The sequence below is a fragment of the Rhizobium sp. H4 genome (genome assembly GCF_003013335.1).
Classification (GTDB): domain Bacteria; phylum Pseudomonadota; class Alphaproteobacteria; order Rhizobiales; family Rhizobiaceae; genus Rhizobium; species Rhizobium sophoriradicis.
In genome coordinates this window covers 172,126-197,181 of sequence record NZ_PSOW01000008.1, presented here as the reverse complement: position 1 = coordinate 197,181, position 25,056 = coordinate 172,126, and the positions used below count along the sequence as shown (strand labels likewise).

At 62.3% G+C, this 25,056-nt stretch carries 27 protein-coding genes; 6 read left to right on the top strand and 21 right to left on the bottom strand.

The window, feature by feature from the left end:
- Nucleotides 1–6: 6 nt before the first annotated feature.
- The 6 genes from C4N04_RS14625 to C4N04_RS14600 form a co-directional block, all read right to left on the bottom strand.
- A complete protein-coding gene (locus C4N04_RS14625) occupies nt 7–1,032 on the bottom strand; it encodes a Gfo/Idh/MocA family oxidoreductase (protein ID WP_106796362.1) in 1,026 nt (341 codons plus the stop codon).
- A complete protein-coding gene (locus tag C4N04_RS14620; protein WP_040143154.1) occupies nt 1,029–1,934 on the bottom strand; it encodes a sugar phosphate isomerase/epimerase in 906 nt (301 codons plus the stop codon). Before C4N04_RS14620 ends, C4N04_RS14625 begins: the two co-directional genes overlap by 4 nt.
- 104 nt (nt 1,935–2,038) lie before the next feature.
- On the bottom strand, nt 2,039–2,860 hold the full coding sequence (locus C4N04_RS14615) for an ATP-binding cassette domain-containing protein (RefSeq protein WP_106796361.1): 822 nt from the start codon (nt 2,858–2,860) through the stop codon (nt 2,039–2,041).
- Nucleotides 2,861–2,870: 10 nt separating this feature from the next.
- Complete coding sequence (locus C4N04_RS14610; RefSeq protein ID WP_040143158.1) at nt 2,871–3,869, bottom strand: ABC transporter permease; 999 nt, start codon at nt 3,867–3,869, stop codon at nt 2,871–2,873.
- Between the two features lie 10 nt (nt 3,870–3,879).
- Nucleotides 3,880–4,926 (bottom strand): ABC transporter permease, encoded by a 1,047-nt coding sequence (locus tag C4N04_RS14605; RefSeq protein WP_040143160.1) that lies wholly within the window; start codon nt 4,924–4,926, stop codon nt 3,880–3,882.
- 107 nt (nt 4,927–5,033) lie between these two features.
- Nucleotides 5,034–6,008: a sugar ABC transporter substrate-binding protein gene (locus C4N04_RS14600; protein ID WP_183757935.1), complete on the bottom strand. Its 975-nt coding sequence runs from the start codon at nt 6,006–6,008 to the stop codon at nt 5,034–5,036.
- 159 nt (nt 6,009–6,167) lie between these two features.
- On the opposite strand from C4N04_RS14600, the gene C4N04_RS14595 reads away from it, so the two are divergent.
- Nucleotides 6,168–7,202 (top strand): LacI family DNA-binding transcriptional regulator, encoded by a 1,035-nt coding sequence (locus C4N04_RS14595; protein WP_106796416.1) that lies wholly within the window; start codon nt 6,168–6,170, stop codon nt 7,200–7,202.
- Nucleotides 7,203–7,287: 85 nt separating this feature from the next.
- Here the strand turns inward: C4N04_RS14595 and C4N04_RS14590 are convergent, their stop codons facing one another.
- The 6 genes from C4N04_RS14590 to C4N04_RS14565 form a co-directional block, all read right to left on the bottom strand.
- Nucleotides 7,288–7,962, bottom strand: a complete 675-nt coding sequence (locus tag C4N04_RS14590) for a 4-carboxy-4-hydroxy-2-oxoadipate aldolase/oxaloacetate decarboxylase (protein WP_106796360.1) — start codon at nt 7,960–7,962, stop codon at nt 7,288–7,290.
- An 88-nt stretch (nt 7,963–8,050) separates the two neighbouring features.
- Nucleotides 8,051–8,887: an ABC transporter substrate-binding protein gene (locus C4N04_RS14585; RefSeq protein WP_106796359.1), complete on the bottom strand. Its 837-nt coding sequence runs from the start codon at nt 8,885–8,887 to the stop codon at nt 8,051–8,053.
- Between the two features lie 31 nt (nt 8,888–8,918).
- Nucleotides 8,919–9,683 carry an amino acid ABC transporter ATP-binding protein gene (locus C4N04_RS14580; protein WP_040113072.1) on the bottom strand — a complete coding sequence of 255 codons (765 nt, stop codon included), beginning with the start codon at nt 9,681–9,683 and terminating at the stop codon, nt 8,919–8,921.
- Nucleotides 9,680–10,438, bottom strand: coding sequence for an amino acid ABC transporter permease (locus C4N04_RS14575; protein ID WP_040113073.1), 759 nt, complete (start codon nt 10,436–10,438; stop codon nt 9,680–9,682). Before C4N04_RS14575 ends, C4N04_RS14580 begins: the two co-directional genes overlap by 4 nt.
- Nucleotides 10,435–11,142 carry an amino acid ABC transporter permease gene (locus C4N04_RS14570; protein ID WP_106796358.1) on the bottom strand — a complete coding sequence of 236 codons (708 nt, stop codon included), beginning with the start codon at nt 11,140–11,142 and terminating at the stop codon, nt 10,435–10,437. Before C4N04_RS14570 ends, C4N04_RS14575 begins: the two co-directional genes overlap by 4 nt.
- Nucleotides 11,139–11,912 (bottom strand): SDR family oxidoreductase, encoded by a 774-nt coding sequence (locus tag C4N04_RS14565; RefSeq protein ID WP_106796357.1) that lies wholly within the window; start codon nt 11,910–11,912, stop codon nt 11,139–11,141. The genes C4N04_RS14570 and C4N04_RS14565 overlap by 4 nt, the downstream gene beginning before the upstream one ends.
- A gap of 232 nt (nt 11,913–12,144) precedes the next feature.
- On the opposite strand from C4N04_RS14565, the gene nac reads away from it, so the two are divergent.
- Nucleotides 12,145–13,050: a nitrogen assimilation transcriptional regulator NAC gene (gene nac / locus C4N04_RS14560; RefSeq protein WP_040143173.1), complete on the top strand. Its 906-nt coding sequence runs from the start codon at nt 12,145–12,147 to the stop codon at nt 13,048–13,050.
- Nucleotides 13,051–13,063: 13 nt separating this feature from the next.
- Here the strand turns inward: nac and C4N04_RS14555 are convergent, their stop codons facing one another.
- The 9 genes from C4N04_RS14555 to C4N04_RS14515 all read right to left on the bottom strand — a co-directional run bounded on the left by C4N04_RS14555 (nt 13,064) and on the right by C4N04_RS14515 (nt 20,706).
- Nucleotides 13,064–14,266 (bottom strand): pyridoxal phosphate-dependent aminotransferase, encoded by a 1,203-nt coding sequence (locus C4N04_RS14555; protein ID WP_106796415.1) that lies wholly within the window; start codon nt 14,264–14,266, stop codon nt 13,064–13,066.
- Nucleotides 14,267–14,327: 61 nt separating this feature from the next.
- Nucleotides 14,328–15,095, bottom strand: coding sequence for a 5-oxoprolinase subunit PxpA (locus C4N04_RS14550; RefSeq protein ID WP_106796356.1), 768 nt, complete (start codon nt 15,093–15,095; stop codon nt 14,328–14,330).
- 21 nt (nt 15,096–15,116) lie between these two features.
- Nucleotides 15,117–16,112 carry a biotin-dependent carboxyltransferase family protein gene (locus C4N04_RS14545; protein ID WP_106796355.1) on the bottom strand — a complete coding sequence of 332 codons (996 nt, stop codon included), beginning with the start codon at nt 16,110–16,112 and terminating at the stop codon, nt 15,117–15,119.
- Nucleotides 16,109–16,816: a 5-oxoprolinase subunit PxpB gene (gene pxpB, locus C4N04_RS14540; protein ID WP_106796354.1), complete on the bottom strand. Its 708-nt coding sequence runs from the start codon at nt 16,814–16,816 to the stop codon at nt 16,109–16,111. Before pxpB ends, C4N04_RS14545 begins: the two co-directional genes overlap by 4 nt.
- Nucleotides 16,813–17,235, bottom strand: coding sequence for an acetyl-CoA carboxylase (locus C4N04_RS14535; RefSeq protein ID WP_106796353.1), 423 nt, complete (start codon nt 17,233–17,235; stop codon nt 16,813–16,815). The genes pxpB and C4N04_RS14535 overlap by 4 nt, the downstream gene beginning before the upstream one ends.
- A complete protein-coding gene (gene accC, locus C4N04_RS14530) occupies nt 17,232–18,626 on the bottom strand; it encodes an acetyl-CoA carboxylase biotin carboxylase subunit (protein ID WP_106796352.1) in 1,395 nt (464 codons plus the stop codon). Before accC ends, C4N04_RS14535 begins: the two co-directional genes overlap by 4 nt.
- Complete coding sequence (locus tag C4N04_RS14525) at nt 18,626–19,057, bottom strand: acetyl-CoA carboxylase biotin carboxyl carrier protein subunit (protein WP_106796351.1); 432 nt, start codon at nt 19,055–19,057, stop codon at nt 18,626–18,628. Before C4N04_RS14525 ends, accC begins: the two co-directional genes overlap by 1 nt.
- Before the next feature lie 212 nt (nt 19,058–19,269).
- Nucleotides 19,270–19,542 (bottom strand): CopG family ribbon-helix-helix protein, encoded by a 273-nt coding sequence (locus C4N04_RS14520; protein ID WP_106796350.1) that lies wholly within the window; start codon nt 19,540–19,542, stop codon nt 19,270–19,272.
- A gap of 93 nt (nt 19,543–19,635) precedes the next feature.
- On the bottom strand, nt 19,636–20,706 hold the full coding sequence (locus C4N04_RS14515) for a LacI family DNA-binding transcriptional regulator (protein ID WP_106796349.1): 1,071 nt from the start codon (nt 20,704–20,706) through the stop codon (nt 19,636–19,638).
- A 222-nt stretch (nt 20,707–20,928) separates the two neighbouring features.
- Here C4N04_RS14515 and C4N04_RS14510 point away from each other — a divergent pair, with 222 nt between their 5' ends.
- The 4 genes from C4N04_RS14510 to C4N04_RS14495 all read left to right on the top strand — a co-directional run bounded on the left by C4N04_RS14510 (nt 20,929) and on the right by C4N04_RS14495 (nt 25,049).
- The gene (locus C4N04_RS14510; RefSeq protein ID WP_040143184.1) at nt 20,929–21,882 is read left to right on the top strand and encodes a sugar phosphate isomerase/epimerase; all 954 of its coding nucleotides are present in this window, start codon (nt 20,929–20,931) and stop codon (nt 21,880–21,882) included.
- 58 nt (nt 21,883–21,940) lie between these two features.
- On the top strand, nt 21,941–23,173 hold the full coding sequence (locus C4N04_RS14505) for an ABC transporter substrate-binding protein (RefSeq protein ID WP_106796348.1): 1,233 nt from the start codon (nt 21,941–21,943) through the stop codon (nt 23,171–23,173).
- A 104-nt stretch (nt 23,174–23,277) separates the two neighbouring features.
- Nucleotides 23,278–24,165 carry a sugar ABC transporter permease gene (locus C4N04_RS14500; RefSeq protein WP_106796347.1) on the top strand — a complete coding sequence of 296 codons (888 nt, stop codon included), beginning with the start codon at nt 23,278–23,280 and terminating at the stop codon, nt 24,163–24,165.
- The gene (locus C4N04_RS14495; RefSeq protein ID WP_106796346.1) at nt 24,165–25,049 is read left to right on the top strand and encodes a carbohydrate ABC transporter permease; all 885 of its coding nucleotides are present in this window, start codon (nt 24,165–24,167) and stop codon (nt 25,047–25,049) included. Before C4N04_RS14500 ends, C4N04_RS14495 begins: the two co-directional genes overlap by 1 nt.
- The last annotated feature ends 7 nt before the right edge of the window (nt 25,050–25,056 follow it).

The window sequence follows — 25,056 nt, the reverse complement described above, 5'->3', positions numbered from 1 at the left end:
GCCGCATCATTCCGCCGCCTTGGCGGTCGGTGGGGCGTAAAGCGTGGGTTTCGGTATCATGTTGACGGGTTCGAGGCCGCCGCTAGTCACGGCTCTGAGAGCGGCATCGGCCACCAGCGTGGCCGCGTACCCATCCCAGGTGGAAGGACCGCCGGCCGTTCCCTCAGAGGCGGCGGCGATCCATTCACGGAATTCCTGGTCGTAAGCTTCAACGAAGCGCTCGCGCCAATCCTCGGGGATCGCCTGGCGAATACCGTGCGAATCCGAGATCACGGTTGCCGGGCGGTTCGGCAGCGCGGCGACGCCCGCCTCGCAGCTGATCTCGCCGCGGATGTCATAACCATAGGCGATGTTCACCGAAATCTCGACGTCAACAAGCGCACCCGAGGCCATGTGCAGGAGGACGAAAACCGGGTCGCGCAATTCCCCGCCGCGCGAGGAGCGGCGCGGCGCACGCACCTCCACGCCGGTGACTTCATCCGACAGGAGCCAGCGGGAAATATCGGCATCGTGGACCAGCGTGTCGTTCAGCGGCATCTCGGAGGTGTAGAGCCCTTCGGGAACCGAGGCATTGCGATGCACGGAATGAAACATGAGCGGCGCGCCGAGTCTCCCGCCGTCGATGACCGCCTTCAGGCGGCGATAATCGGCATCGAAACGGCGCATGAAACCCACCTGGACGAGCCGCCTGCCGAAGGCCATTTCCGCCTCCATCACGCGGAGCGCTGCCGCCTCGGAGGTCACCAGCGGCTTTTCGCAGAACACCGGCTTGCCGGTGGCAATGCAGGCAAGCAGCTGCTCCTCATGCGCCGGCCCCCAGGAAGAGATGATCACGGCCTGCACTTTTTCCGAAGAGATCAGTGCCGAAGGGGTGGCGAACACCTCCGCCCCCGCAGGGGCGGCAGCGGCGGCGCGGATCTGGTCGATGTCGGTGACACCGACGATTTCGACACCGGAAACGACGTTCGTCAGGCGGCGGATATGATCCTGACCGATCATGCCGGTGCCGATGACGCCAACCTGAAGGGTCATTTCGCCCCCCAGTGCTTATCGATGTAACGCTGCATTTCCGCGCGCATGAAGGTGCCGCTCTGATCGGCCTTGTCCTCCCAGGCAAAGACGCAGGCGGTCATGATGCCGTCGAAACCGATCTCGGCGAGCGTGCCGAAGAACTCCTCCCAGGGAACCTCGCCCTGGCCGATATTGAGGTGCTGGTGCACCCGGGCATTGGTGCCGGGCGGGTTGAGGATATAACGAAGGCCGGATGAGGCCTTGTGGTTGAAGGTGTCGCCGACATGGACATGTGCCAGCACGTCCTTCGCCTCACGCAGCATCGCCTTGGTGTCGTCGCCGAAATAGAACGTATGCGGGGCGCAATAGAGGAACTTGACGCTCTTCGAATTGACAGTGCGGATGATGTCGAGCGCCGGCTGCAGCGTTTCGCACCAGTCTTCGGGATGCGGTTCGACATTGAGCTGGATGCCCTCGCGCTCGAAGAGCGGCACCAGTTCCTCCATCGAGCGCCACCAGGCATCTTCACATGCCTCGATCATCGAGCCTGTATGGCAGCAGTAGCAGGATCCCCTGTCCGGATGTGGGCCGCGGCCGAACTCGGAATTCATCGTATCGACTTCCAGCTCGACGGCGATCTCGATGGCGCGCTTCCAGTGCTTGACGGCGGCCTTGCGTTCGGTCTCGTCGTTGGAGGCCCAGCGGTACATCGGCAGCAGCGAGGCGATGCCGACATCCGCCTCCTTCAGCGAGCGCTTTAACGACTTGATCCGCTCGGGAAAGACGCGCGGCGCCTTGAACCATTCGAGGAAATCGCCGCGCGGCGAGAGTTCGATCCAGTCGTAGCCGAGTTCCTTGACCTTTCCCGGCAATTCCTCGAGCGAGAGATGCCGATGCATGAAGGGGTCGATTGCGATCTTCATTTTGACCTCCGAATTCCAGACATGATTTTCCTTTCCTGGCGGCGGTCTTTCTGACGCTGCCGGACGCTGTGTTTGCGCTGTGTCGTTTGTGGTGCCGTCGGCGGTTACTCGGCTGGCGGCGGGTGTCCCTCATGGCTTGCCATGTAAGTATCGATTTGAGCTTCGAGGCCTGCCATGGTCTCGCCGCCGGCCATCAGGTCAGTAATCTCCTCGCGGGTCTTCTCGCCCCGGCGGAAATCGGCGGCGATTGCGCCGCGGATGAGAACGGCGAAGTGATCGCCCACCGCCATGGCATGCATGACCTGGTGGGTGATGAAGATCACCGCCAGACCCCGCCGCGTTGCTTCATTGACGATCCGGAGCACATGCGCTGCCTGCTTCACGCCGAGAGCGGCCGTCGGTTCGTCAAGGATCAGCACGCGCGCGCCGAAATGCACGGCCCGGGCAATGGCGAGCGACTGGCGTTCGCCGCCGGAAAGCCCGCCGACAAGGCGGTCGCCATCGTCGATCCGGGTGATGCCGAAATCCTGCACGGCCTTGACGGCAATCTCATTGGCTTTCCTGCGGTCATAGACCTTGAACGGACCCCAGCCCTTAGTCGGCTCGACGCCGACGAAGAAGGATCGGCCGATCGACATCAGCGGAAATGTGCCGCCGAATTGATGCACTGCCGAGATGCCCTTTTCCTGCGCATCGCGCGGCCCGCTGAATTCGACCGGATTGCCATCCATCAGAATGGCGCCGCGCGTCGGCTTGTGGACACCCGCAAGCGTCTTGATCAGCGTCGATTTGCCGGCGCCGTTATCACCGAGCAGGCAGAGCACCTCGCCTGCACGGACCTTGAGCGAGATGTCGTGCAGCACGTCGATCGGGCCGAAGCTCTTGTCGACATTCTGGAGTTCAAGGATCGGAATATTTTCGGACATAGTTTGACGCTCACTTCCTTTTCTTCGGCACGAAGCTCAAGGCCATCTGCCGGAACGTGTTGTTCATCAGAACGGCGGCCATCAGCATCACGCCGATAATCAGGTTGGACCAATTACGGTCGATGTCGGTGAAGTAGATGCCCTGGCTGACGACGGCGAAGGTCAGCGCGCCGAGAAAGATCCCGGCGACCGAACCGAAGCCGCCCGTGAGCAGCACGCCGCCCACCACGATCGAGACGATCGTATTGAAGATGTAGTTCATGCCGCCTGAGACCTGCGCGGAATTGAACAGGATGGCGCCGCACATTCCGACGAAAGAGGCGGCCGTGCTCGAGAGAATGAAGAGAACGATCCGCAGCCGGTCGGTCGGGATGCCGGCATTGCGCGCGCTGACTTCGTCTCCGCCCATGGCGACGATCCAGTTGCCGTAGCGCGTCGCGTGCAGCACAAAACCAAAGATCAGGGTCAGCGCCAGCCACCACAGGATGATCACCTGGAATTTGCCTTGGATGAGATCGCCGAACACCGTCTTGGCCCAGGCCGGCGCGTTGAGCGGAACCGAAGCGGCCCCCGTCAGGATGACGGAACCTGCAAGCACGAGCCCCTGCACCGCAACCAGCGTGCCGAGTGTGATGATCAGCGAAGGCACGCTGGTGCGCACCGCCAGGAGGCCGTTGACCAGGCCCACGAGGACACCGATGGCGAGCACGCCGAGCATGCCGATGACGATCGGCAGCTCGTAATAGCCCGAGAGAATGGCGATCGTCATCGAGCCTGCCGGGATCATCGCGCCGATCGAGATATCGAGTTCGCCTGATATCATCAGAAGGCCGACAGGCAGGGCGACGATACCGAGATTGGCGGCGAAATTGACCCAGCTTGCCGCGCCGAAGAGCGCGCCGAGGCTGACTCCACCGAAGGCGACATAGAAGACAATCACCGCGACGAAGCTCAAGACGGCGCCGAATTCCGGGCGGCGTACAAACTGTCCCATAGAAAAGCCGTTCATCTCTTCGCTCTCACTTCTTCTTTTTCGCTGCATAGGACATCGCCATCAGCCGGAACTTGTCGTTCATCATCACGGCGAGCAGCAGGAGCGCGCCGATGATGACGCTGCCGAGATTCGGGTCTATGCCGGTGAAATAGATGCCCTGATTGACGATCGCGAAGGTGAGCGTGCCGAAGACGATGCCCACCACCGATCCGGCGCCTCCGGTCAGAAGCACGCCGCCGATGACCACGCACATGATCGAATTGAAGATGAAGGATTGTCCGCCGAGCACCTGAGCGCTCTGGTAGACGAGCACCTGGCTGACGCCGACGAAAGCGGCGGAAAAACCCGACAGCATATAGAGGGCGATGGTCAGTCGTTCCGTCGGAATGCCGGCGTTGCGGGCCGAGACCTTGTCGCCGCCGAGGGCAAAGATCCAGTTGCCGACGGGCGAGATGTGCAGCAGGCAGAAAAACGCTGCCGCAAACAGCACCCACCAGAAGATCGTCACCTGGAACATGCCACCGATGAAATCGCCGAGGATCGCTTTGACCGCCGGGCTTGGCACCAGCGACACGCCGGTGCTGCCGGCGATCAGCACGGTAAAGCCCAGCGTCAGGCCCATGACGGCGAACATCGAGCCGATGGTGACGATCAAGGACGGGACACGGGTCCGGTTGACGAGATAACCGTTGAAAAGTCCGACGAGGAGCCCGACGCCGAGGCCGGCGGAAATCCCGACGATTTCGGGAAGGCCGTAATGGCCGGAAACGATCGCCACCGTCAGTGAGGATGCCGGGATCACCGCGCCGATCGAGAGGTCCATTTCGCCTGCGATCATCAGAAGCCCGATCGGCAGCGCGACGATGCCGATCTCGGCGGCGACGTTGAGCCAGCTCGCATAGCCCGCAGCGGACAGGAAGACCTTGCCGCCCAGCAGGGCGAAGAAGACGAAAACCGCAATCAGGCCCAGCAACGAGCCCGCTTCAGGGCGCCGGGAAAGCTGACCGATGGTCGCTTTGGCATGGCCGCCCCAGGGAACCGGGGAGGCGAGGACATCGTTTCTCGCGTTCATTTGACACCATCAATAAGCCGAATGACCGGTAGCGGCCGGCGCTTCTGAAAGAATGGAAGCTGCCCGCGTGAGGGGCAGGCAGCTTCACCACGTTCGGCCGATCCCCTTTACCGGGCGCCGGCCTTCACGCCTGCCAAGGTGGCGTCGACGTTCGAGGAGTCGATGACGCCGGGACCGGTGAGGATCTCCCGGGTCGGCACGGTGAGGCCGTAGTTGACATTGCTGTTCAGGATCGAGACCGCGAGATAACCCTGCAGGTAACCCTGCTGATCGATCGCACAAAGCTGGCTGCCGCTCTTGATGTTGTTCAGAACGGTTTCGTCCATGTTCATGCCGCAGACCTTCACCTGCCCCTGCTTACCGGCCTGGGCCACACCGTTGACCGCCGAGTTGGTGTCGACATTGCCGATCGCGAAGACGGCCTTGATCTCCGGGTGCTGCAGAAGATGCGCCTTCAGCGCCTGCGCCACGGCGGTCGCCGAACCGAATGACGTGGCAGGCAGCGGCAGCGACGAACCGGTGCCGCCTCCTTCGGTGACGCCATCGATCATGCCTTTGCAGAAAGCTTCGATGTTTGCCGCACCAGGCAGCGTGTTGAGGCAGACGGCGTTCTTCAGGTCATGCTTGGCGAAGTAGGTGCCCGCTGCCTTGCCGGAGAGATAGTCGTTGGAGCCGACATAGTTCATCGCACCCAGGCGATCGGCGGCTTCGATGCCGCCGGCATTATAGATGACCAGCGGAATTTTCTTGTCGACGACCGCTTTGAAGGCAGGGTCCATCGCCTCCGGCACCCAGTCCGGACCGACGATCGCATCGGCGCCCTGGTCGATGGCCTGGCGGATCAGCTCGGCCGCATCGACGCCGAGATTGTCGTAATTCTGCGGGCCGAGCCAGACGACCTTGCCGCCCTGGGCTTCTGCGACCTTGCCGGCATCCTCGGCGCCACGCTTGACGATCGACCAGAACGGATCGTCCGGCTTGCCGCCGACAACGAAGATGTTGGCGGCCATCACGGCCGTGGCAGTGCAGGTGATGATCGCGGCAGCCGATACGGTTGCCGCAAGGCGGCGGAATTTGCTCATCTCAATCTCCTCCCATGGCCCGCCTTCCTGGCGTGACCGTGAGGAGAAACATATCACCGCTTGAAATTCTCGAAATGTGAAATCATACTAAACATGCATAAAGTGTCATAGAGTATCGTTCATAATGATACGAACACTACGACGATGGAAGGGGAATATATGCGGCGGCCGACCATCTCCGATCTTGCCAAGGAGGCCGATGTCTCCATTGCGACCGTCAATCGGATTCTGGCCGGCACCGCCTCCGTCAAAGGCACGACCGTGCAGCGCGTCCAGGCCGCCGCGGAGCGGATCGGCTTTTACGGCGCAGGCGCAATCGAGGACCGGCTGCGCAAGTCGGCGCCGAAATACCGGCTTGGTTTTCTGCTGCAGCAATCCAGCCGCGAGCTCTACCAGCTCTTCGGCAAGAAGATCGTCGAGGCGTGCCGCGCCAGGCGCGATGAGGTCATCGATCCCCTGGTCGACTTTGTCGATCTCCTGACCCCGGAAAATATTGCCGGCCGGCTCAGGGCTCTCGGCGCAAATTGCGACGCCGTCGCAGTGGTCGCCGCCGATCACCCGGTGATCGCCCAGGCCATCCGCGAGTTGCACGAGAAGGGTAAGCCGGTCATCGCTTATATTACCGACCAATCCGCCCGGGAACGGGCCGCTTATGTCGGGGCCGACAATTGGAAAATGGGGCGGACGGCGGCATGGCTGATCTCGAATATGACCCACGGACAGGGGCGCATTGCCGTCTTCATCGGCAATCACCGCTATCAGTGTCAGGATGTCTCCGATGCAAGCTTCCGCTCCTATATGCGCGAGCATGCGCCGCACCTGACGATCGAGGACAGCCGCCCTACGCATGAAGAGCCGAACGAAGCCTACCGGATGGTCAAGGAACTCTTGGCGACGACGGATGATCTCACCGGCATTCTGATTGTCGGCGGCGGCATCTCCGGGGTCTTGCGGGCACTGAGGGAAGTTCCTCAGGAACGGCGCCGGAGCATCCGCCTCGTCTGCCGGGACATTGGCCCGGAGACGCGAAAGGGCCTTTCAGAGGGGATGATCACCGCAGCTCTCTGTCATCCGCTGGAGCAGACGTCCGCCGCTCTGGTCGAGACGATGATCGAGACGATCACGCAGGGTGCGTCGGGTGCCACGATTCAGCGGACCATTACCTTTGAAATCGTGACACCGGAGAATATCTGAGATGCCCCATCGCGGCGTTCGCCGCGACTAAAGTCCGCGACCGGAAGCCGGCGCGGGCTTGGAAAGAGGTCATCCGTGTGTCGTCTCAGATATCGACGAGAAGGCCCTTGGCTGTCAGCACCGGCGCCAGATTGCTGACCTCGATGACCGATTTGCCCGCCTTGTAGGCGGCGATATAGCCGGCTTCGGCATCCTCGCGAGCCTGCGAAAGCCTCGCTGCTTCCTGCGCTTCCTGCCTGCGCACGACCACCAGGCCGTCGGCATCGCCGACGATGATGTCGCCGGGGTTGATGGTTTCGCCGCCGACGATGATCGGATCGTTCACCGCCGCAATGGTTTCCTTCACCGTGCCCTTGATGCAGACGCTGAGCGAGAAGACGGGGAAACCGAGTTCTCGCAACTGCAGCGTGTCGCGCACGCCGGTGTCGGTGACGAGACCGCCGATGCCCTTGGCAAGGCAGGCATTGGCAAGCACATCGCCGAAGGATCCGGCCTCCTCGTACTCGCCCGCCGACACGACGATGATATCGCCGGGCTTGGCATAGTTGATGGCGAGCTGCAGCATGATGTTGTCGCGCGGCGCGCATTTGACCGTGAAGGCCGGGCCGCAGAGTTTCATGCGGTAGTCGACCGGCTTGAGGCGGGAGGAGAGCGCGCCGCGGCGCCCCTGGGCTTCGTGGATGGTCGCCGGCGAAAATTTCGAAACGGCCTCGATGTCAGCTTTGCTGGGCCGTTCAGCGATGTCTTTTATATGAATCATGGGTGCCTCACATCGTTGGTAGACGGCGGGCAAATCCCGCCGTCTTATCTCGGTTGAATGTCTTCGGGAGGTTCCGAGACCGGTCGGTCTACGGGATCGGGTCGAATTTCAGCTCGGAGAGCGGCACGACCTTATCGGTGCGGGTCATCTTGTACTCGGTGTTCGGGCCGAGCCACTTGTCCCAGATCTTGTTGATCTCGCCAGATTCGTCGAGCTTGTGCAGGATTTCGTTGATCTTGGCCGTCAGCTTCGGCTGATCCTTGGCCATGCCGATGCCGATCGGCTGGTAGAGCATCGGCTCCTCGATCATCCGCATTTCCTTGCCCTTGCTCTTCGATTCATTGACGAACTTGGTCGTCGTCATGGTGTTGGCGACCATGCCGCGCGCTTTGCCCTGCTGGACGGCGAGATAGGCCGAGGCGGTATCCTGGAAGGTCAGCGGGTCGGATTTGTTGAGCTTGATCGACATCTCCGATGTCGAGCCCTTGGTCGAGGCGATGCGTTGGCCGGCATAATCGGCCTTCGTCTTGCCGGCATCGTCGGCCGGCACGATCAGCATTTCCTTGGCGAGATAATAGGGATCGCTGAACTGGATCTGTTCGGCGCGGCTCAGCGTATAGGCAAGGTTGGCGACGGTAATATCGACGCGGCCGAGCTTGACCTCGGGTACGCGCGCCTCGACCGAGACCGGCTTGATTTCAGCCTTGACGCCCAATTCCTTGGCGATAGCGCCGCAGAGGTCGACGTCGAAACCGGCCATCTCACGGGTCTTCGGATCCGGCGAGGCAAATGGCGGAACGTCGGCGAACGTCGCGCAGCGCAAGGTTTTGGCCGACATAATGGTGTCGAGCTGATCGGCCTTTGCCGGCATGGCGGCCGCGATGCCGGCAAATGCGACGGTGAGGCTTAGGTATTTCCAGTTCATTGCTGTTCTCCTTTGTTTTTGGTCGTTGGTATCAGTGCCTGAGATCAGCGAGGAAACGCTGAGCCCGGGGATGGCGCGGATTGCTGAAGAATTCCTTTGGGGTCGCCGTTTCGATGATCTGGCCGGCATCGATGAACCAGATCCGGTCCGCGACCTCGCGTGCAAAGCCCATTTCGTGGGTAACGCAGAGCATGGTCATGCCTTCGGCGGCCAGGCTCTTCATGACGGCGAGCACTTCGCCGACCATCTCGGGATCGAGCGCGCTCGTCGGTTCGTCGAACAGCATCACCGGCGGCTCCATGGCAAGCGCGCGGGCGATCGCCACCCGCTGCTGCTGGCCGCCCGACAGCTGACCCGGATAGGCGCGGGCCTTGTCGGCAAGGCCGACCCGATCGAGGAGCTTGAGGGCCTTTTCATGCGCGATCTCGGGCGCCACACCCTTCACCCGGATCGGCGACATCGAGACGTTTTCGGCGACCGAAAGATGCGGAAACAGGTTGAAGTTCTGGAATACGAAGCCAATCCGGCTGCGCATCGCGTTGAGTTCCCTTGCCCGCATCGAGGCATGAATGTTTTGCCCTTCGAGCGTGATCGATCCGCTATTGATCTCCTCGAGGCGATTGATCGTGCGGATCAACGTCGATTTTCCCGAACCGGAGGGTCCGCAGATGACCACGACCTCGCCGCGCGCGACTTGCGCGTCGATATCCTTCAGGACCGGGTAGTCGCCGTAGCTCTTGCAGACCTGGGACAGCCGGATCGTCTGCGATTCCTGCGTTGAAACGGACATGGTCATAGCTGCTCCGATACGATTTTCGACGGTGCGGCCAGGGCAGCGGCGGGGACGTTGAGAAGTCCCGCACGCCGCCGCGTGATGCGCCGCTCGAGGCGATTGGCGAAGTAGGTCAGCGTCCAGCAGATGATGAAGTAGACGATCGCCAGGATGAGGAAGACCTGGAAGGGTTGCGTCAGCAGCTGGTTGTTGACCTGGCTTGCCGCAAAGGTCAGATCAGGCACGTTGATCACATAGCCGAGCGTCGTGTCCTTGATCGTCGAGACGAAGGTGGAGATGATGCTCGGGATCATGTTGTAGAGCGCCTGCGGCAGGATGATGTAGCGCATCGCGCCCATATAGCCGTGGCCGAGCGCGCGCGCCGCATCCATCTGGCCCGGCCCGAGGGCGACAATGCCGGCTCGGACGACTTCGCTGAGGAAGGCGCTCTGATAGACCACGAGCGTCGTCAGCATGGTAACGAAGCTCGGCACGTCGGCGCCGGTGAGCAGCGGAACCAGGAAATAGCTCCACAAAATGAGCATCAAGAGCGGCACGCCACGGGTGAAATAGACAAGGGCCGTGACCGGCCAGCGCAGCAGCGGCGACTTGGAAAGCCGCGCCATTGCAAACAGGATGCTAATCGGAAAGGCGAGAGCGATGCTCAGCGCCGACAGGATCAGCGTATTGGCGAGCCCGCCGAGGGGTCCGTTCGGATATTGGCCGATCAGGAGCAGCAGCCAGTAGTCGCGAACGATGGCGATCATGTCCTGGATCATGCGCGCGCCCTCCAGGCGGGATCTGCGCGCATCGACAGATAGGCGCCGATGCTCATGATCACGAGCGAGAAGAACAGGTAGAGAACCGTGCCGATCAGGTAGATTTCGAAGGTGCGGAAGCTCAGGTTTTCGACTTCCTTGACGGCATGTGTCAGCTCCGACGCGCCGATGACGACGGCGAGACTGCTGTTCTTGAACAGGGAGACGCTGTGATTGATAAGCGGCGGCAGCGCGTTGCGCACGCCCTGCGGCATGATGACGAAGCGCATCGCCGAGACGTAACCGTGGCCGAGCGCACGGGCGGCCTGCATCTGGCCGTCGCTGACCGAGCGCACGCCCGAACGAAGATCTTCGCTGAAATAGGCCGCCTGGCAGAGCCCGAGCCCGATCACCGCGAAGATCGCCTCGGCATTATGGCTGGCGAGCCATGTCGCGATCCCGTTCGGCATCAGGGTGAAGATCCCGAAATACCACAGCATCAGCTGCACCAGCGTCGGGACGTTCCTGTGATAGGAAACGTAAGCGGCGACCAACGGATCGCCGAAGCGAAAGGGCGACAGGCGTATACCGAGCAACAGCAGTGCGAGCGCCATCGCCAGCGTCCAGGACCCGGCATAGATGATGAAGGTCATCTGGATGCCATGCAGCAGCATCGCCGCATATTCAGGATTTCCGAGGATCGCTGAAAGGTCGAAACCGCTCACGGAGTTGGCTCCCCTGATGGATCCGTCTTCGGCTGCGGCTTCGCCGTCTGCAGACCGCCCATGACCTGCAGCGTCGGGGTGATCTCCATATGTCCGATATTGACGGCGACAGGGGCGGCGATAGCAAAGGCAATGGCGTCGGCGATATCGGTTGCCTGCGGCAGTTCGAACCCGTCGATGAACCGCTCGCGGATGCTGGGATCATCGCCGTGAACGTGATGGAAGATATCGGTGGCGACCCGGCCGGGGCAGATTTCCGTGACCCGCACCCGCTTGCCGAAAGCGTCGATGCGCAGCTGGTTGGACAGCATGCTCACCCCCGCCTTGGTGGCGTGATAGGACGAGTTGCCGCCGAAATTATAGGCGCCGGCGATCGACGAGATGTTGATCACGTGGCCGCGGTCTCGCGCCACCATGCCCGGCACGACGAGGCGGCAGATATGCAGAACCGCCCTCAGATTGACGTCGACGATGAGATCGATATCGCCCTCATCGGCTTCCAGGAACTTCTTCGGCCGGTCGACGCCGGCATTGTTGACGAGAATGTCGAATTCCACTTGGCCCGCGAGCTCGGCAATCGCCGGCCGGTCGGTCACATCGATGGCGTGGGCAATGCAGCCCGTACGCTCGGCCAGCTGCTGCAGCGCCTGGGCACTGCGGGCAACGGCATGGACTTCGATCTTCTCCCGGCGAAGCCGCTCAACCACGGCTGCGCCGATCCCGGAGGATGCGCCGGTCACCAGTGCGGTCTTGTAGTCGGAGAATGGCATTGTCGTTCCCTTGTGGTTGATTAAGACAGTAGCGAAGCTTTAACCCCTTGCCTAAGACCGATTATCTCTGGAGCAATAAGCAACGGTTATGGAGCAGGTGCGGTCTGCCGAAGAAGAGAATGCGGCGATGCCGGTACTCTCTCTCGGCCTTGCCTCGGACCGCATCGCGTTGCAAAAGCAATGCGCCTCTGCAAACATGCCATCCGCAGATCAGAATGGTACCCCGATCCCCATGGACATCAGACGCCTCAAATCCTTCATCGTGATCGTCGATAGCGGCAGCATCACACGAGCGGCGGATCTTTTGCACATCGCCCAGCCGGCGCTCAGCCAGCAGCTTGCAGCACTTGAAGAGCATTTCGGCCACAAGCTGCTGATCCGCAGCCAGCAGGGCGTCAGCATGACCGATGCCGGACACGCGGTATATCGCCATGCCCAGATCATCCTTCGGCAGATGGAGCAGGCACAGGCCGATGCTTCCGCCGCCGGCAATTCGCTTGCCGGGCGCGTCTCGGTCGGCCTTGTGCCGTTCAGCAGCGCGGCGACGCTCTCCGTCGATCTGCTGGCGGAAACGCGGAAACGGCATCCCGGCATTCTGCTGCACCTGACAGAAAGCGTCGGCCAGACCTATAGCCAGATGATCATGAACGGCCGGCTGGAAATGGCGCTTCTGCATGGAACCGGGCCGATCAAGGGCGTGCGGTTCGAACCGATCCTCAGCGAAGAGTTTTTCCTGGTCGCCCATCGCGACTTTGCCATCGAAGCGGATACGAAACCCGTTGCGGTCAACGCTCTCGACGGCATACCGCTGCTCCTGCCACCGGCCTATAATTTCGTCCGTCGCGCGGTCGATACCGCTTTCACCCGCACGCGCACCAATTTGAAGGTCGTGGCGGAAGTTGAGATCGTCCGAACGCTCGCCCGCGCGGTCGGCAGCGGCCTCGGCGCGACGATCATGCCGAAGGCGATTGCCGATCGCATCGTCTCGGAATCGAGCGAGCCGCTGATCTGCCGGCTCGTTTCGCCGCGGATCGAAGAAACCCTGTCGCTTTGCGTTTCCGATCAGAATCCCTTGTCGGAACCGGCCCTTGCCGTCCGGGATATCCTTCTTGAGCTGACGGCGCGGCTTAAAGCCTGAGGGGGCGCGCCGGTCAGCGCATGTCCTTGCAGAACTGGGCGATCCGCGCGCAGCCCTCGCCGAGTTTTTCCAGGCTTGTCGCGTAGGAGATGCGGAAGAAGGGGCTCATTCCGTAAGCAGCACCTTGCACAGTTGCGACATGATGCTCCTCGACGAGCGCCATGACGAAATCGACGTCGGTCTCGATCTTGCGCCCACCCTTGCTGGTCTTGCCGATCAGCCCTGATATGTTGGGATAGATGTAGAAGGCGCCTTCGGGCCGGTGGCAGCGCAAGCCTTCTACCTCGGATAATTTGTCGAGAACGAAGTCGCGTCGCGTCTTGTAGATCGCAGCCCGCTCCTTCAGCAGATCCTGCGGCCCGTCCAGCGCTGCGGTTGCGGCCGCCTGGGTGAGTGTCGCGATGCCGCCGCCATTCTGGCCGTTGACGTTGCTGACGGCGGAGATCAGCTCTTTCGGTCCGGCGCAAAAACCGAGCCGCCAGCCGGTCATCGCATAAGCCTTGGAGACGCCGTTCATCGTCAGGACGCGATCGTAAAGCCTCGGCTCGACCTCCGCGATCGTGCAGAACTGGAAGTCGTCATAGACCAGGTGCTCATAGATGTCGTCGGTCATGATCCAGACATTGGGATGGCGCAGCATGACCTCGGCGATGGCGGCCATCTCCGCCCGGGAGCAGGCGGCGCCGGTCGGATTGTTCGGGAAATTCAGGAAGAGCCATTTGGTCCGCGGCGTGATCGCCGCTTCAAGGTCCTCCGGGCGCAGCTTGAAGCCTGCCTGCTCATGGCAGGGAACGGCGACCGGCACACCGCCGGCAAATTTGACGATATCGGCATAGCTGACCCAGGAGGGTGTGGGAATGACGACCTCGTCGCCCGGATTGCAGGTCGCCAGCATGGCGTTGAAGATCACCTGCTTGCCGCCGCCCGAGACGACGATCTGGCTGGCATCGTAGTCGAGATTGTTGTCACGCTTGAATTTCCTGATGATGGCGGCCTTCAGCGCCGGCGTGCCGTCCATCGGCGGATATTTCGTATCGCCGGCAAGGGCTGCCGCATGGGCCGCTTCGATTGCATGCGCCGGGGTGGGGAAATCCGGCTCGCCGGAAGAGAGGCTGACGACCTTGATTCCTTTGGCGGCCAATTCCCGGGCGCGCTGGGTCATGGCGGCGGATGCTGAAATGGAGACGTTTTTCAGACGGTCGGCGATCACGGACATCGGCATGGTCCTTCGATGAGGGATTGAAACGAGAGACCGCCCGCAGGCGATCGGAATTGCGTCAGTCGGCGAGTTCGGCGGCAGGTGCGAGGGTGGCACCGGTGGCTTCGATTTCACGGCGCACGATGCCGGCAAGCTCGAGGGCGCCCGGGGTGTCGCTGTGGACGAGGATGGAGCGCGCCGGCATGGTGATCACGCCGCCGTCGATGGTCTCGATGCTGCCGTCGAGGAGGAATTTTCGCACACGGGCGCGTACCGCCGCTTCGTCCTTGATGACTGCCCCGGGCAGCCCGCGCGTGACAAGCCTGCCGCCGGCGTCATAGGCCCGGTCCGCGAGGAAAAGCGCCAGCGTCTTCAGGCTCGCGCGTTTGGCGGCTCGCTCGATCTCGCTGCCTGATGTGACGAAGACGACGAGATTGGCGTCGACGGTGGCGATCGCATCCATCATCAGGTCGGAAAGGACAGGGTCGCGGTTGACCATACTGCCCATGGCGGCGTGGAAACTGATATGGGAGACGGCGACCCGCTCGGCTTTGGCGATCGCCATCAGCGCGCCGAGCTGGTAGAGCATCTGTTGACGAAGCTCGTCCGCCTGAAAAGGCATCTCGCGCCGGCCGAAGCCCAGCCGGTCGGGCAAGCCGGGATGGGCGCCGATGCCGACGCCATTCTGTTTTGCCAGCCGCACCATCCGCCCCATCGTATCGGGGTCGCCGCCGTGGAAACCGCAGGCGATGTTGGCCGAGGAGACGATTTTCATCATCGCTTCGTCGTCGCACAGCCGGTAGGGACCAAATCCCTCGCCCATGTCGGAATTCAGATCGATCTTCATCAGTTCCTCCTTTCGCTTCCCTTAGGCCATCGCCTTCAGGGCGCGCTTGACCATCCCGGATGTCAGCCTGACATCCTCGACATAGCGGGAGACGGCCTGTTCGACTGCGCGCGCCTCCGCATGCGTCGACCGGATGAATTTCAGGCGGGCGCCGATGCGGGCCTGCCCGAGCCGCCAGAGGTCGCATTCGATCACGCCGGCGACCTTCGGATAGCCGCCGGCGGTATTCGCATCGCTCATCTGCACGATGGGTTCGCCGCCGGGCGGAACTTGGATGACGCCGGGCACGACGCCGTGGGAGCGCATCTCGATGGAGGCGGTCGGCGTGATCGGCTCGCCGGACAGACGGTAGCCCGTGCGGTCGCTGCGCGAGGAAATCCGCCAGGTCTGGCCCCAGAAGGCTTCGCCGTCGCCGGCGAAAAGATCGTGCTCGCCGGCAGGCAGGGCACGGATCGGCAAGGTGTCGTCGACGGGCGCCGGGAAGACGTCGCGCAGTGCCACGGCCGGCTCGACGACGGCGAGGCCCGTGGCCGGCAGCATGGCAATCTCCGCGTCCTCGCCGACCGCGATCCGATCGCCTTTCACCAGCGGCCGGCCGGCATTGCCGCCGAAGCCGCCGCGCAGCGACGTGCTGCGCGACCCCATGACAACTGGAATATCCAGCCCGCCGCCGACCGAAATATAGGCGCGCGCCAGCCGCGGGGGCTGCTTCAGTTCGAGAGCCTGTCCGGGTTCTGCGGAATAGGCGCACCAGGGAATGAGTTCCGATCCGGCGAGGTGAGGATGGCCGTCGGCTCCGGTCACGGCAAAGACGGTGCGCCGCTCGAAACGCAGGCTGAACGGGAAGGTCTGGACCTCGATCACCGCCGCATTCTCGTCATTGCCGACGAGAATATTGCCGATCCTGACCGCAAGCGGATCCATCGCGCCGCTCGCCGACACGCCGATGTCGCGATAGCCGGGGCGTCCCAGATCCTGCACCGTGTTGAAGGGCCCGGTTTCCAAGATCTCGATCATAGCTCGATCCTTGCCGGCAGGAACCGCACGGTGTCTCCGGGCGCCATCATGGCAGGGGTCGGCGCGGTCGGGTCGAACATCTCAAGCGTCGCAAAGCCGATAGAATTCCAGCCATTGGGGCCGGTCAGCATGGCGACGCCGGTCTGCATGCCGCCGATCGTCACGCAGCCTTTCGACATCGTCAGCGACGGCACGGTCTTTCGCGGCATGTAGATACGCGGATCGAGGCCATGCAGATAGCCGAAGCCGGGCGCGCTGCCCAACGCGAAGACACGGTAGGTCGCTTCATGATGGATGCGGACGACCTCGCGGTCGCTTAAGCCCGAGAGATCGCAAAGAGCGGGAAGATCACTCGCATGTTCGCCGCCGTACTGGACGGGAATTTCGATGGTCTTGCCGTTGAGATCGATGCTCTGCGCATTCTCCCATGCCTCCAGCAGCCGGGCGACCACCGCCTCGGGATCCTCGGGCGTCTCCTTGAAGATCACCAGCAGGTTGGTCATTCCGGGAATATCCTCGGCAAGATCCGCCCAGCCTTTGACGGTCCGGGACAGGGCCCAGATCCGTCGCTGCGCGGCAAGATCGAAATCGCCCGGCGCTTCGAGCAGGAAGGATCTGGCGCCGATCGAGGAAACCCGCGCCCGGCTTTGGGTGGCCGGAACGATTTCGCGTTGCGATGCATGTCTGTTCGTCGTGGCGATCATGATGGCAGCTCGATTTGGAACAGAGGGTCACCGAAGCCGACCAGGGCGCCGGGCTCGGCGAGCAGCCTGGTCAAGACACCGGAACGGCCGGCGCGAAGGGGAAGCAGCACATGCCTTACCCTGATGAAGCCGAGGAGATCGGCATCGGATACCGAGCGCGGCAGAGTTTGCGGCGTGGCGGCGGCCGGATGTTCGGCGCAGAAATGCCCCGCCAGCGGCGCCTTCACGACAACAGGTGGGGAGCCCGGAGCGCGGGGTGTTGCTGCCTGCGAGTTGATCCGGGCGCCGCCCTCCCCTGAGATGACGATGCGGAGCTGTCTATCCGGTCCGGAGATTTCCAACCCCTCCACGCCGGCGGCCGTCAGAGCATCGGTGAGAAATGCAATGGTTACGGGATCGCTGAAGTCGATGGCGCTCATGCCGCCGTCCTCCGCAGCTTCAGCCAGTGCTCGAGATAGTGGATATCGGTCTCACCGCGCGCGAATGCGTGGTCCTCGAAGAGCGCGCGCAGGAAAGGGATATTGGTGGCGATGCCCTCGATCTCGGTGCCGGCAAGCGCCTCGCACATTCTGGCCATTGCTTTTGCCCGCGTCGGTGCGTGGACGATCAGCTTGGCGATCAGCGAGTCGTAATAGGGCGAGACCCTGTAGCCGGGATGAATATGCGTATCGACGCGGATGCCCGGCCCCTGCGGCAAAGCCAGACGGGTGATGACGCCTGCCGAGGGCAGGAAAGTGTCGGGATCCTCGGCGTTGATGCGGCATTCGAAAGAGTGGCCCTCGCAGGTGACATCGCTCTGGGCGAGATCCAGAACCTCGCCCTGTGCCGCCTTTATCTGCGCCTGGACAATATCGACCCCGCTCGTCACCTCGGTGACGGGATGTTCGACCTGAAGCCGCGTGTTCATTTCGATGAAATAGAAAGCGCCGTCCTCATAGAGGAATTCGAAGGTGCCGACGCCGCGATAGCCGATCTGGCGGCAGGCCTGCACGCAAGCCATGCCGACCGGCTGGATGATTTCAGGCGCGATCCCCGGCGCCGGTGCTTCCTCCACCACCTTCTGATGGCGGCGCTGCATCGAGCAGTCGCGATGGCCCAGCCACACGGCATTACCGTGATCGTCGCAAAGAACCTGGATCTCGATGTGGCGCGGATGCTGGAGGAACTTTTCCATATAGAGGGAGGGCGAGCCGAAGGCCTTGCGCGCCTCTTCCCGGGTCAGCGCTATGGCTTCATGCAGCTGATCGGGCTTCGGCACGACGCGCATGCCGCGTCCGCCGCCGCCCCCCGACGCCTTGACGATGACGGGATAGCCGATCTCCAGCGCGATGCGCTCGATTGCGGCCGGGTCGTCGGGCAGTGCGCTATCGGGACCGGGAACGCAGGGGACGCCGGCCGCCATCATTGCCCGCTTCGCCGCGATCTTGTCGCCCATGGTCGCGATCGATGAAGCGGTCGGCCCGATGAAGGTCAGCCCGGCCTTTTCGACGGCGCCGGCGAAGGCGGCGTTCTCCGACAGAAAACCATAACCGGGATGGATGGCGCCCGCGCCGGTCAGGCGTGCGGCCAGAAGAATGGCATCCCGATTGAGATAGCTCCTGCCCGCAGCCGAAGGGCCGATGCAGAGAAAATGGTCCGCGGTCTTGATGTAGGGCGCTTGCCGGTCCGCCTCGGAGCAGATGGCGACGGTCTTCAGGCCGAGTTCGCGGCAGGCGCGCTCTATCCGGGCGGCGATCTCGCCGCGATTGGCGATGAGGACCGTGTCGAAACGGCGTCCTGAAGCAGCGGATTGTTCCGATGTTTCCGGCATCAGGCGATCTCCGCCAGCAGGTCGCCGGTCTCGACCTCGCCATTGTCGATATCGGTCAAGTGCGTGATGCGCCCGGATCGCGGCGCGGCGATCGTATTGAAGACTTTCATCGCCTCGACGATGAACAGGGTCTGCCCCTCCTCCACCGCGTCGCCGATCGCGACGAATGGCGGCTCGCCGGGCGCCGGCGCCCGGTGCAGGACGCCAAAGACGGGCGCCTTCACCGCATGGGAGGTTTTCTCGACGCTCGAACGCGCATCGGAGACAAGGCTAATCGTCGATTCCGGCTTTTGCGGGGGCGCGGCAACGCCTGCCTCTGCCGGCGACGTGCGGAAAATCCGAACCGTCACGTCCTTTTCCGTCACGGTCAGCTCGGTAATGTTCGATCGTCCGACAAAGTCGATCAGCGTCTTGATCTTCGAGAGGTCCATGTGCGTGCTCGGAATTTCAAATTCCACCGCGCGCAAGCCTGAACTGCATGTCGCCCGGTGTTGTGATTTCGTAGCACGATGCGCCGACTGATGGGGTCAGACGAAGTTTTGATGGAGTGCAATCGGCGCACGCCTAGAAAGGTTTCGCCTGTCCGCCTAGGCGTAGGAACTCCCAGAGCACTCGAGGCCGCGGATTGCGGCCGGGGAGAAGATTACTTGTGGCATTCCGGGGCGGACAACTCGTCGTCAGTTCCCCAGGTCGAAAGCCACTTTCCGACCTCGACGCCGGTGACGTGCAACCCCGTCGCTTCAAATTCATTCCAGGCGTCAAGCGTCTCCTGCCGCCGCGCCTCGCGCTTCTCCTCGCGCTCGACATATTGCGCGATGGCTTCACGCATGATCCAGTGGGACGAACGGCGGCGGATCTCGGCCAGTTGTTGGACGCGGCCCTTCAGCTCATCATCGAGTTTGAATGGCGATGCCATCAGCTCTCCTTAGCAGAGGTAATACCTGACGCTAATTAAGGCGTCCTCGCTGTATTTGTCGTGAATGAATTCAATAAAGCAGTTCCGGCATCGTCAAGCCTTCGGAGCGGCGATGCTCTCCCGCAGGATAAGTTTGCTGCGGATGACGGTGCGCATCGCCACCGCATTTTGCGTCTGCCCGAGGGCGTTAAGCAGAAGTTCTACGGCAGCGCGCCCCATTTCCTCCACCGGCTGCTCGATCGTCGAGAGCGGCGGCGAGCAGAATTCGCAGACGGGAGAGCCGTCGAAGGAGACGATGGAGAGGTCGTCGGGAACGCTCAAGCCGGCGCGCTGAATGCGGCTCATGAATGAGATCGCCATGTCGTCGCTCGTCGCGATGACGGCTGTCGGCCTTGCCGCGAGCTTCATGAAATCATCGACCGCGCGGATACCGATCTCGAAGCCATGTTGATATTCCAGATCGCCGCCGGATCTCGACACGGCTTCCTCGGAAAGCCCCCCTGCCCGCAGCGCCTCGAGCACGCCACCGTAACGCTCGACGTCGTGATAGTTGCCTGCGGGGCCGGCGATATAGAGGAAGCGCCGATGACCGGAACGGACCAATTCCGTCGTCGCGTCCCGTATCGCCTCCCGGTCATTGGTCACGACGCTCGGCAATCCTGCATCGCTCATGTCGAACAGCATCGAGACGATCGGCAGCCCCGAATCCGCGGGCGAACGCCCGTCGACTTCCGGAAGTTTCGATGAGAAGATGATGGCTCCCCGAACCGTTCCGCCGAAGGCAAGATCGAGGATGTGCCGTTCGGAGATCGCCTCGCGGTCAAGATTGGCGATCATCAAATTATACCCCCGCTGGATCAGGGATTTGTTGATGCTCTGCAGGACCTGCGGAATAATCTGCGAAGCGCCATAATAGGGTGATCCGGGCAGGATGATCATGATCGTATTGGATCTGCCGACCCTGAGACCACGCGCCATCGCATTGGGCGTATAGCCGAGTTGTTTGGCCGCCGCATTGATCCTGACACGTGTCTTCTCGTTGACCCGTCCGGGGTTGGCGAGCGCGCGGCTGACCGTCGATATCGCAACACCGGCGAGTCGCGCCACATCGGCCATCAATGCCGTTGACTGCTCCTCTCCAACTACATCCTTGTTTTTATTCACGTTTATTTCTCTCTCCGGGATGCTTCGATCTGCAACTCTAAGATAGGCGGTGGCTTATAGCAAACGTTTGCCAAAAATCGCTTGCCAAAAAAACCAGCTTGGCTATCATCTCCCAATGGCAAACGATTGCCATTTCTTAATGCGTTGAAAAACCATGGCTTATGAGATGCGGAACTGCTGTTCCGCACTCCAGAAAGTCGTGCCTCGAGAAATGGGATAGATATGGCTACTGCCGACCGGCTGCGCTTCGGCGTCGATCTCGTGACGTTCTTTCATCCTGGCTTCTGGGGCGTCGATAGCGATGATGCGATCGTCGCCTATGCGCGCGCCGAACCGCGCGCCTTCTGGGACAAGATCCTCGACAGCGTCCAGGCCTCCGGCGTCACCGGCGTCGAGCTGACCTTCTCGCCCTTCAACTGGCAGGATGCGATCAAGACCTATGGCTCCGTCGACGCCTTCGCGACCGAACTGGCGAAGCGCGGCCTGACGCTCTGCAGCGGCTTCTTCGCGGAACTGGAGGCGGCGGGCGATTTCACCGACCCCGAGGCCCAGCGTGCGCTGATCGACAAGGCGGAGCGCTATGCCGACTTCCTCAAAGCCTGTGGCAGCGAGATCATGGTGATCGGCGCCCCGCTTCGCCAGACGCTTGGCGCCCAGCCGGTGCAGTTTTATAATTTCGACCGCGCAAAGGCGATTGCCGACTTTCTGAACAGTCTCGGCGCGACCCTCTATGCCAGGGGCGTGCGGCTGGCGCTGCATACCGAGGCCCATTCGATTTTTGCCGGCGCGCGCGACGTCGATCTGATGATGCTTCTGACCGACCCCGCTTATGTGCATATGTGCCCGGACACGGCCCATATCATCGTCGCAGGCTCCGATCCCGTCCAGCTCGTCGATCGTCATCATGAGCGGATGATCATCGCTCATTGGAAGGATGCGATCGGCCCAATGCCCGCCGACACCCAGATCGACAAGCACATTCACGATCGCCACCGCCCCTATTTCTGCGGTTTCGGCCTCGGGCGGGTCGACTGGCCAGCCTGGATCCGGCTGTTGCGCGACCGCGCCTATGAAGGCTGGGCGATCCTCGAACTCGATGCCGCGCCGGATCCCGTCCGCGACATCGCCAATGGGCTGACGCTCGTCCGGCAGGCGCTCCTGCCGATCTATCGCTGACAATCATTCCGAAGACGACGAACGCCCCGCAAAGAGGGCATTTTCAAGAGGTGGAACTATGAAGACCATGATGAAGCTTTTTCTTGCCGGCGTGGCAGTTGCCGGCCTCTGCGCTTCGGCACAGGCCGAGGACAAGGCGACGATCGAGATCATGTCGTCCTGGACGTCGGGCGGCGAAGCAGCGGCCCTCAATGTCATCAGAAGCGAATTCGAAAAGCGCGGCGGCGTCTGGAAGGATTCGTCCATCGCCGGTTTCGGCGCGGCCGATGCCGCCTTCCAGAACCGGATCGTCGCCGGCGATGCGCCTGGCGCCAAGCAAGGCGTCATCGGCCTTGCGGCTGCGGATTTCGTCGGCCAGGGTCTGTTCAACTCGATCGACGATGTCGCCGCCGCCGGCAAATGGGCCGACGCCCTGCCGAAATCGATCACCGATCTCATTTCCTATGACGGCAAGGTCTATCTCGCGCCGACCGGCGCCCATGGCGAAAGCTGGGTCTTCTATTCCAAGGAAGCCTTCGACAAGGCCGGGATCGCCGAGGAGCCCAAGAGCTGGGAAGAATTCTTCACTGACCTCGACAAGCTGAAGGCTGCCGGCATTATTCCGGTCGCCTGGGGCGGGCAGCCGTGGCAGCAGACCAAGGTCTTCAACATGATCCTGCTCTCGCAGGTCGGGATCGACGGCTTCCTGAAGATTTATATCGACAAGGACAAAAGCGAGGCATCGGTCGAGGGCGTGAAGAAGACCCTGGAAATCCTCGGCAAGCTGCGCGCATATGTCGATGCCGGTGCTGCCGGTCGCAATTGGAACGATGCGACAGCCATGCTGATCACCGCCAAGGCCGGCGTGCAGTTCATGGGCGACTGGGCCAAGGGCGAATTCACCGTCGCCGGCAAGGAGCCTGGCAAGGATTATGGCTGCATGATCGCGCCGGAATCGAAGGGCATGGTCTACATCGCCGACTCCCTGTGGTTCCCGAAGACCGGCAATGCGGACACCGACAAGGCGCAGAAACTGCTCGCCGAGGTCGTCATGGACCCGGCCGTTCAGGTCGAGTTCGCGCTGAAAAAGGGCTCCGTGCCGATGCGCACCGACGTCGACAAGTCGAAGCTCGATGTCTGTGCCCAGAAGGGTGCGGAGCTGATGGCTTCGGGCGCGATCGTGCCCGACCAGGCAATTGTGCTGACGCCCCAGCAGGTCGGCGCGCTCGACGACTACGTCGACGAATACTGGAGCGGCGGCTCGGATGACGCAGCCGCTGCGGCTGAAAACTTCTTCGCCATCTTCGAGTAGGATAGCGCGCGTGGCGTCGGCCCGATCCCGACGCCGCGGCTGCCCGGCCGCTGCCTTCGCGCAGCGGCGCGAGCCCTGCTTTTCATCCGTCAACGAGCTGGCCGATGTCCATCAAACGCAAGCCCAATCTCTCCGCGACCATCGCGCTGCTGCCGACATGGTTCGTCGCAGTCGTGGTCTTCATCGGCACCATGGCCTGGTCGATCAGGCTATCCTTCACCAATTCGACGCTTTTTCCGTCCTCGACCTATGTCGGCCTTGCGCAATATTCGAAACTCTTCTCTTCCGCCAAATGGCTCGCATCGCTGCAGAACGTGCTGACCTTCGGCATCCTCTACGTCGCCGGCTGCCTGCTGCTCGGCTTTCTGCTGGCTGCGGCGCTGGACCGCAAGATCCGCTTCGAAAGCGCCTTCAGGACCATATTTCTCTATCCCTACGCCATGTCCTTCGTGGTGACCGGGCTGATCTGGCAATGGATGCTCAATCCGACGCTCGGCATCCAGGCGAGCGTGCGGTCGCTCGGCTGGGAAAGCTTCGTTCTCGACTGGGTGGTCAATCGCGACATGGCGATCTACGCGCTGGTACTCGCCGGCATCTGGCAGGGCGCGGGACTGGTCATGGTCATTGCGCTTGCCGGCATGCGCGGCATCGAGGCCGAACAATGGAAGGCGGCGCGCATCGACGGCATTCCGGTCTGGCGGATCTACGTCTCGATCATCCTGCCACAGCTCGGGCCGGCGCTGGCGGCGGCCGGCATGCTGCTCGCCATGGGCGTGATCAAGACCTACGACATCGTCGTCGCCATGACCAATGGCGGCCCCGGCAATGCGACTGAGGTGCCGGCGAAATTCATCATGGACAATCTGTTCGGGCGCCAGAATCTCGGGCTTGCCACAGCCGGCGCGACGGTGCTTGTGCTCGGCGTCATCATCGCGGTCGCCCCTTTCCGCTATGTGATGCACATGCGCGCAAGAGTGAAGGGAGCCGCCTGATGGCCGGTCCTCATCCGAACGGCCCGAAGCCGGCACGGCTCACCGCCGGGCGCATCGGCCTTTATGCCTTCCTGGTCGTGGCAGCACTTTTCTTCCTTCTGCCGCTCTACACAATGGTCGCCACCTCGCTGAAATCCATGGACGAGATCCGGCTCGGGCAGATCTTCGCTCTGCCGGCCAGGATCGATGTCTCCGCCTGGGCGACCGCCTGGTCGGGCGCCTGCATGGGAACCGTCTGCGTCGGCATTCGCAGCGGCTTCTGGAATTCGGTGGCAATCACCCTTCCCGCGGTCGCGCTCTCGGTTTTCATCGGCGCCGTCAACGGCTATGCGCTGTCGCTCTGGCGGCCGCGCGGGGCAAATCTGCTCTTCGGCCTGCTGATGGCCGGCGGTCTCATCCCCTACCAGATCTTCCTCTATCCAATGGTCCGCGCCATGGCGAGTATCGGCCTCTACAATTCGCTCGCCGGCATCATTCTCGTCCATGTCATCTTCGGCCTGCCGCTGGTGACGCTGCTTTTCCGCAACTATTTCGTCAGCGTGCCGGAGGAGCTCTGCAAGGCGGCGCGCGTCGACGGCGCCGGTTTCTGGCGGATCTTTTTCGAGATCATGCTGCCGATCGCCGTGCCGATGATCGTCGTGGTCTCGATGCTGCAGTTCACCGGCATCTGGAACGACTTCCTGCTCGGTCTCGTCTTCGCCGGGCGCGACAATCTGCCGATGACCGTCCAGCTCAACAATATCGTCAACACGACAATGGGCGAGCGCACCTACAATGTGAACATGGCGGCGACGATCCTGACCGCCATCGTTCCGCTTGCCATTTATTTCCTGTCCGGCCGCTGGTTCGTGCGCGGCATCGCCGCCGGCGCAGTCAAGGGGTAACGCTTCC

Coding starts and splice junctions, on each gene's coding strand:
- C4N04_RS14625 (WP_106796362.1), bottom strand. CDS start 1,032: ATGACCCTTCAGGTTGGCGTCATCGGCACCGGCATGATCGGTCAGGAT.
- C4N04_RS14620 (WP_040143154.1), bottom strand. CDS start 1,934: ATGAAGATCGCAATCGACCCCTTCATGCATCGGCATCTCTCGCTCGAG.
- C4N04_RS14615 (WP_106796361.1), bottom strand. CDS start 2,860: ATGTCCGAAAATATTCCGATCCTTGAACTCCAGAATGTCGACAAGAGC.
- C4N04_RS14610 (WP_040143158.1), bottom strand. CDS start 3,869: ATGAACGGCTTTTCTATGGGACAGTTTGTACGCCGCCCGGAATTCGGC.
- C4N04_RS14605 (WP_040143160.1), bottom strand. CDS start 4,926: ATGAACGCGAGAAACGATGTCCTCGCCTCCCCGGTTCCCTGGGGCGGC.
- C4N04_RS14600 (WP_183757935.1), bottom strand. CDS start 6,008: ATGAGCAAATTCCGCCGCCTTGCGGCAACCGTATCGGCTGCCGCGATC.
- C4N04_RS14595 (WP_106796416.1), top strand. CDS start 6,168: ATGCGGCGGCCGACCATCTCCGATCTTGCCAAGGAGGCCGATGTCTCC.
- C4N04_RS14590 (WP_106796360.1), bottom strand. CDS start 7,962: ATGATTCATATAAAAGACATCGCTGAACGGCCCAGCAAAGCTGACATC.
- C4N04_RS14585 (WP_106796359.1), bottom strand. CDS start 8,887: ATGAACTGGAAATACCTAAGCCTCACCGTCGCATTTGCCGGCATCGCG.
- C4N04_RS14580 (WP_040113072.1), bottom strand. CDS start 9,683: ATGACCATGTCCGTTTCAACGCAGGAATCGCAGACGATCCGGCTGTCC.
- C4N04_RS14575 (WP_040113073.1), bottom strand. CDS start 10,438: ATGATCCAGGACATGATCGCCATCGTTCGCGACTACTGGCTGCTGCTC.
- C4N04_RS14565 (WP_106796357.1), bottom strand. CDS start 11,912: ATGCCATTCTCCGACTACAAGACCGCACTGGTGACCGGCGCATCCTCC.
- nac (WP_040143173.1), top strand. CDS start 12,145: ATGGACATCAGACGCCTCAAATCCTTCATCGTGATCGTCGATAGCGGC.
- C4N04_RS14555 (WP_106796415.1), bottom strand. CDS start 14,266: ATGTCCGTGATCGCCGACCGTCTGAAAAACGTCTCCATTTCAGCATCC.
- C4N04_RS14550 (WP_106796356.1), bottom strand. CDS start 15,095: ATGAAGATCGATCTGAATTCCGACATGGGCGAGGGATTTGGTCCCTAC.
- C4N04_RS14545 (WP_106796355.1), bottom strand. CDS start 16,112: ATGATCGAGATCTTGGAAACCGGGCCCTTCAACACGGTGCAGGATCTG.
- pxpB (WP_106796354.1), bottom strand. CDS start 16,816: ATGATCGCCACGACGAACAGACATGCATCGCAACGCGAAATCGTTCCG.
- C4N04_RS14535 (WP_106796353.1), bottom strand. CDS start 17,235: ATGAGCGCCATCGACTTCAGCGATCCCGTAACCATTGCATTTCTCACC.
- accC (WP_106796352.1), bottom strand. CDS start 18,626: ATGCCGGAAACATCGGAACAATCCGCTGCTTCAGGACGCCGTTTCGAC.
- C4N04_RS14525 (WP_106796351.1), bottom strand. CDS start 19,057: ATGGACCTCTCGAAGATCAAGACGCTGATCGACTTTGTCGGACGATCG.
- C4N04_RS14520 (WP_106796350.1), bottom strand. CDS start 19,542: ATGGCATCGCCATTCAAACTCGATGATGAGCTGAAGGGCCGCGTCCAA.
- C4N04_RS14510 (WP_040143184.1), top strand. CDS start 20,929: ATGGCTACTGCCGACCGGCTGCGCTTCGGCGTCGATCTCGTGACGTTC.
- C4N04_RS14505 (WP_106796348.1), top strand. CDS start 21,941: ATGAAGACCATGATGAAGCTTTTTCTTGCCGGCGTGGCAGTTGCCGGC.
- C4N04_RS14500 (WP_106796347.1), top strand. CDS start 23,278: ATGTCCATCAAACGCAAGCCCAATCTCTCCGCGACCATCGCGCTGCTG.
- C4N04_RS14495 (WP_106796346.1), top strand. CDS start 24,165: ATGGCCGGTCCTCATCCGAACGGCCCGAAGCCGGCACGGCTCACCGCC.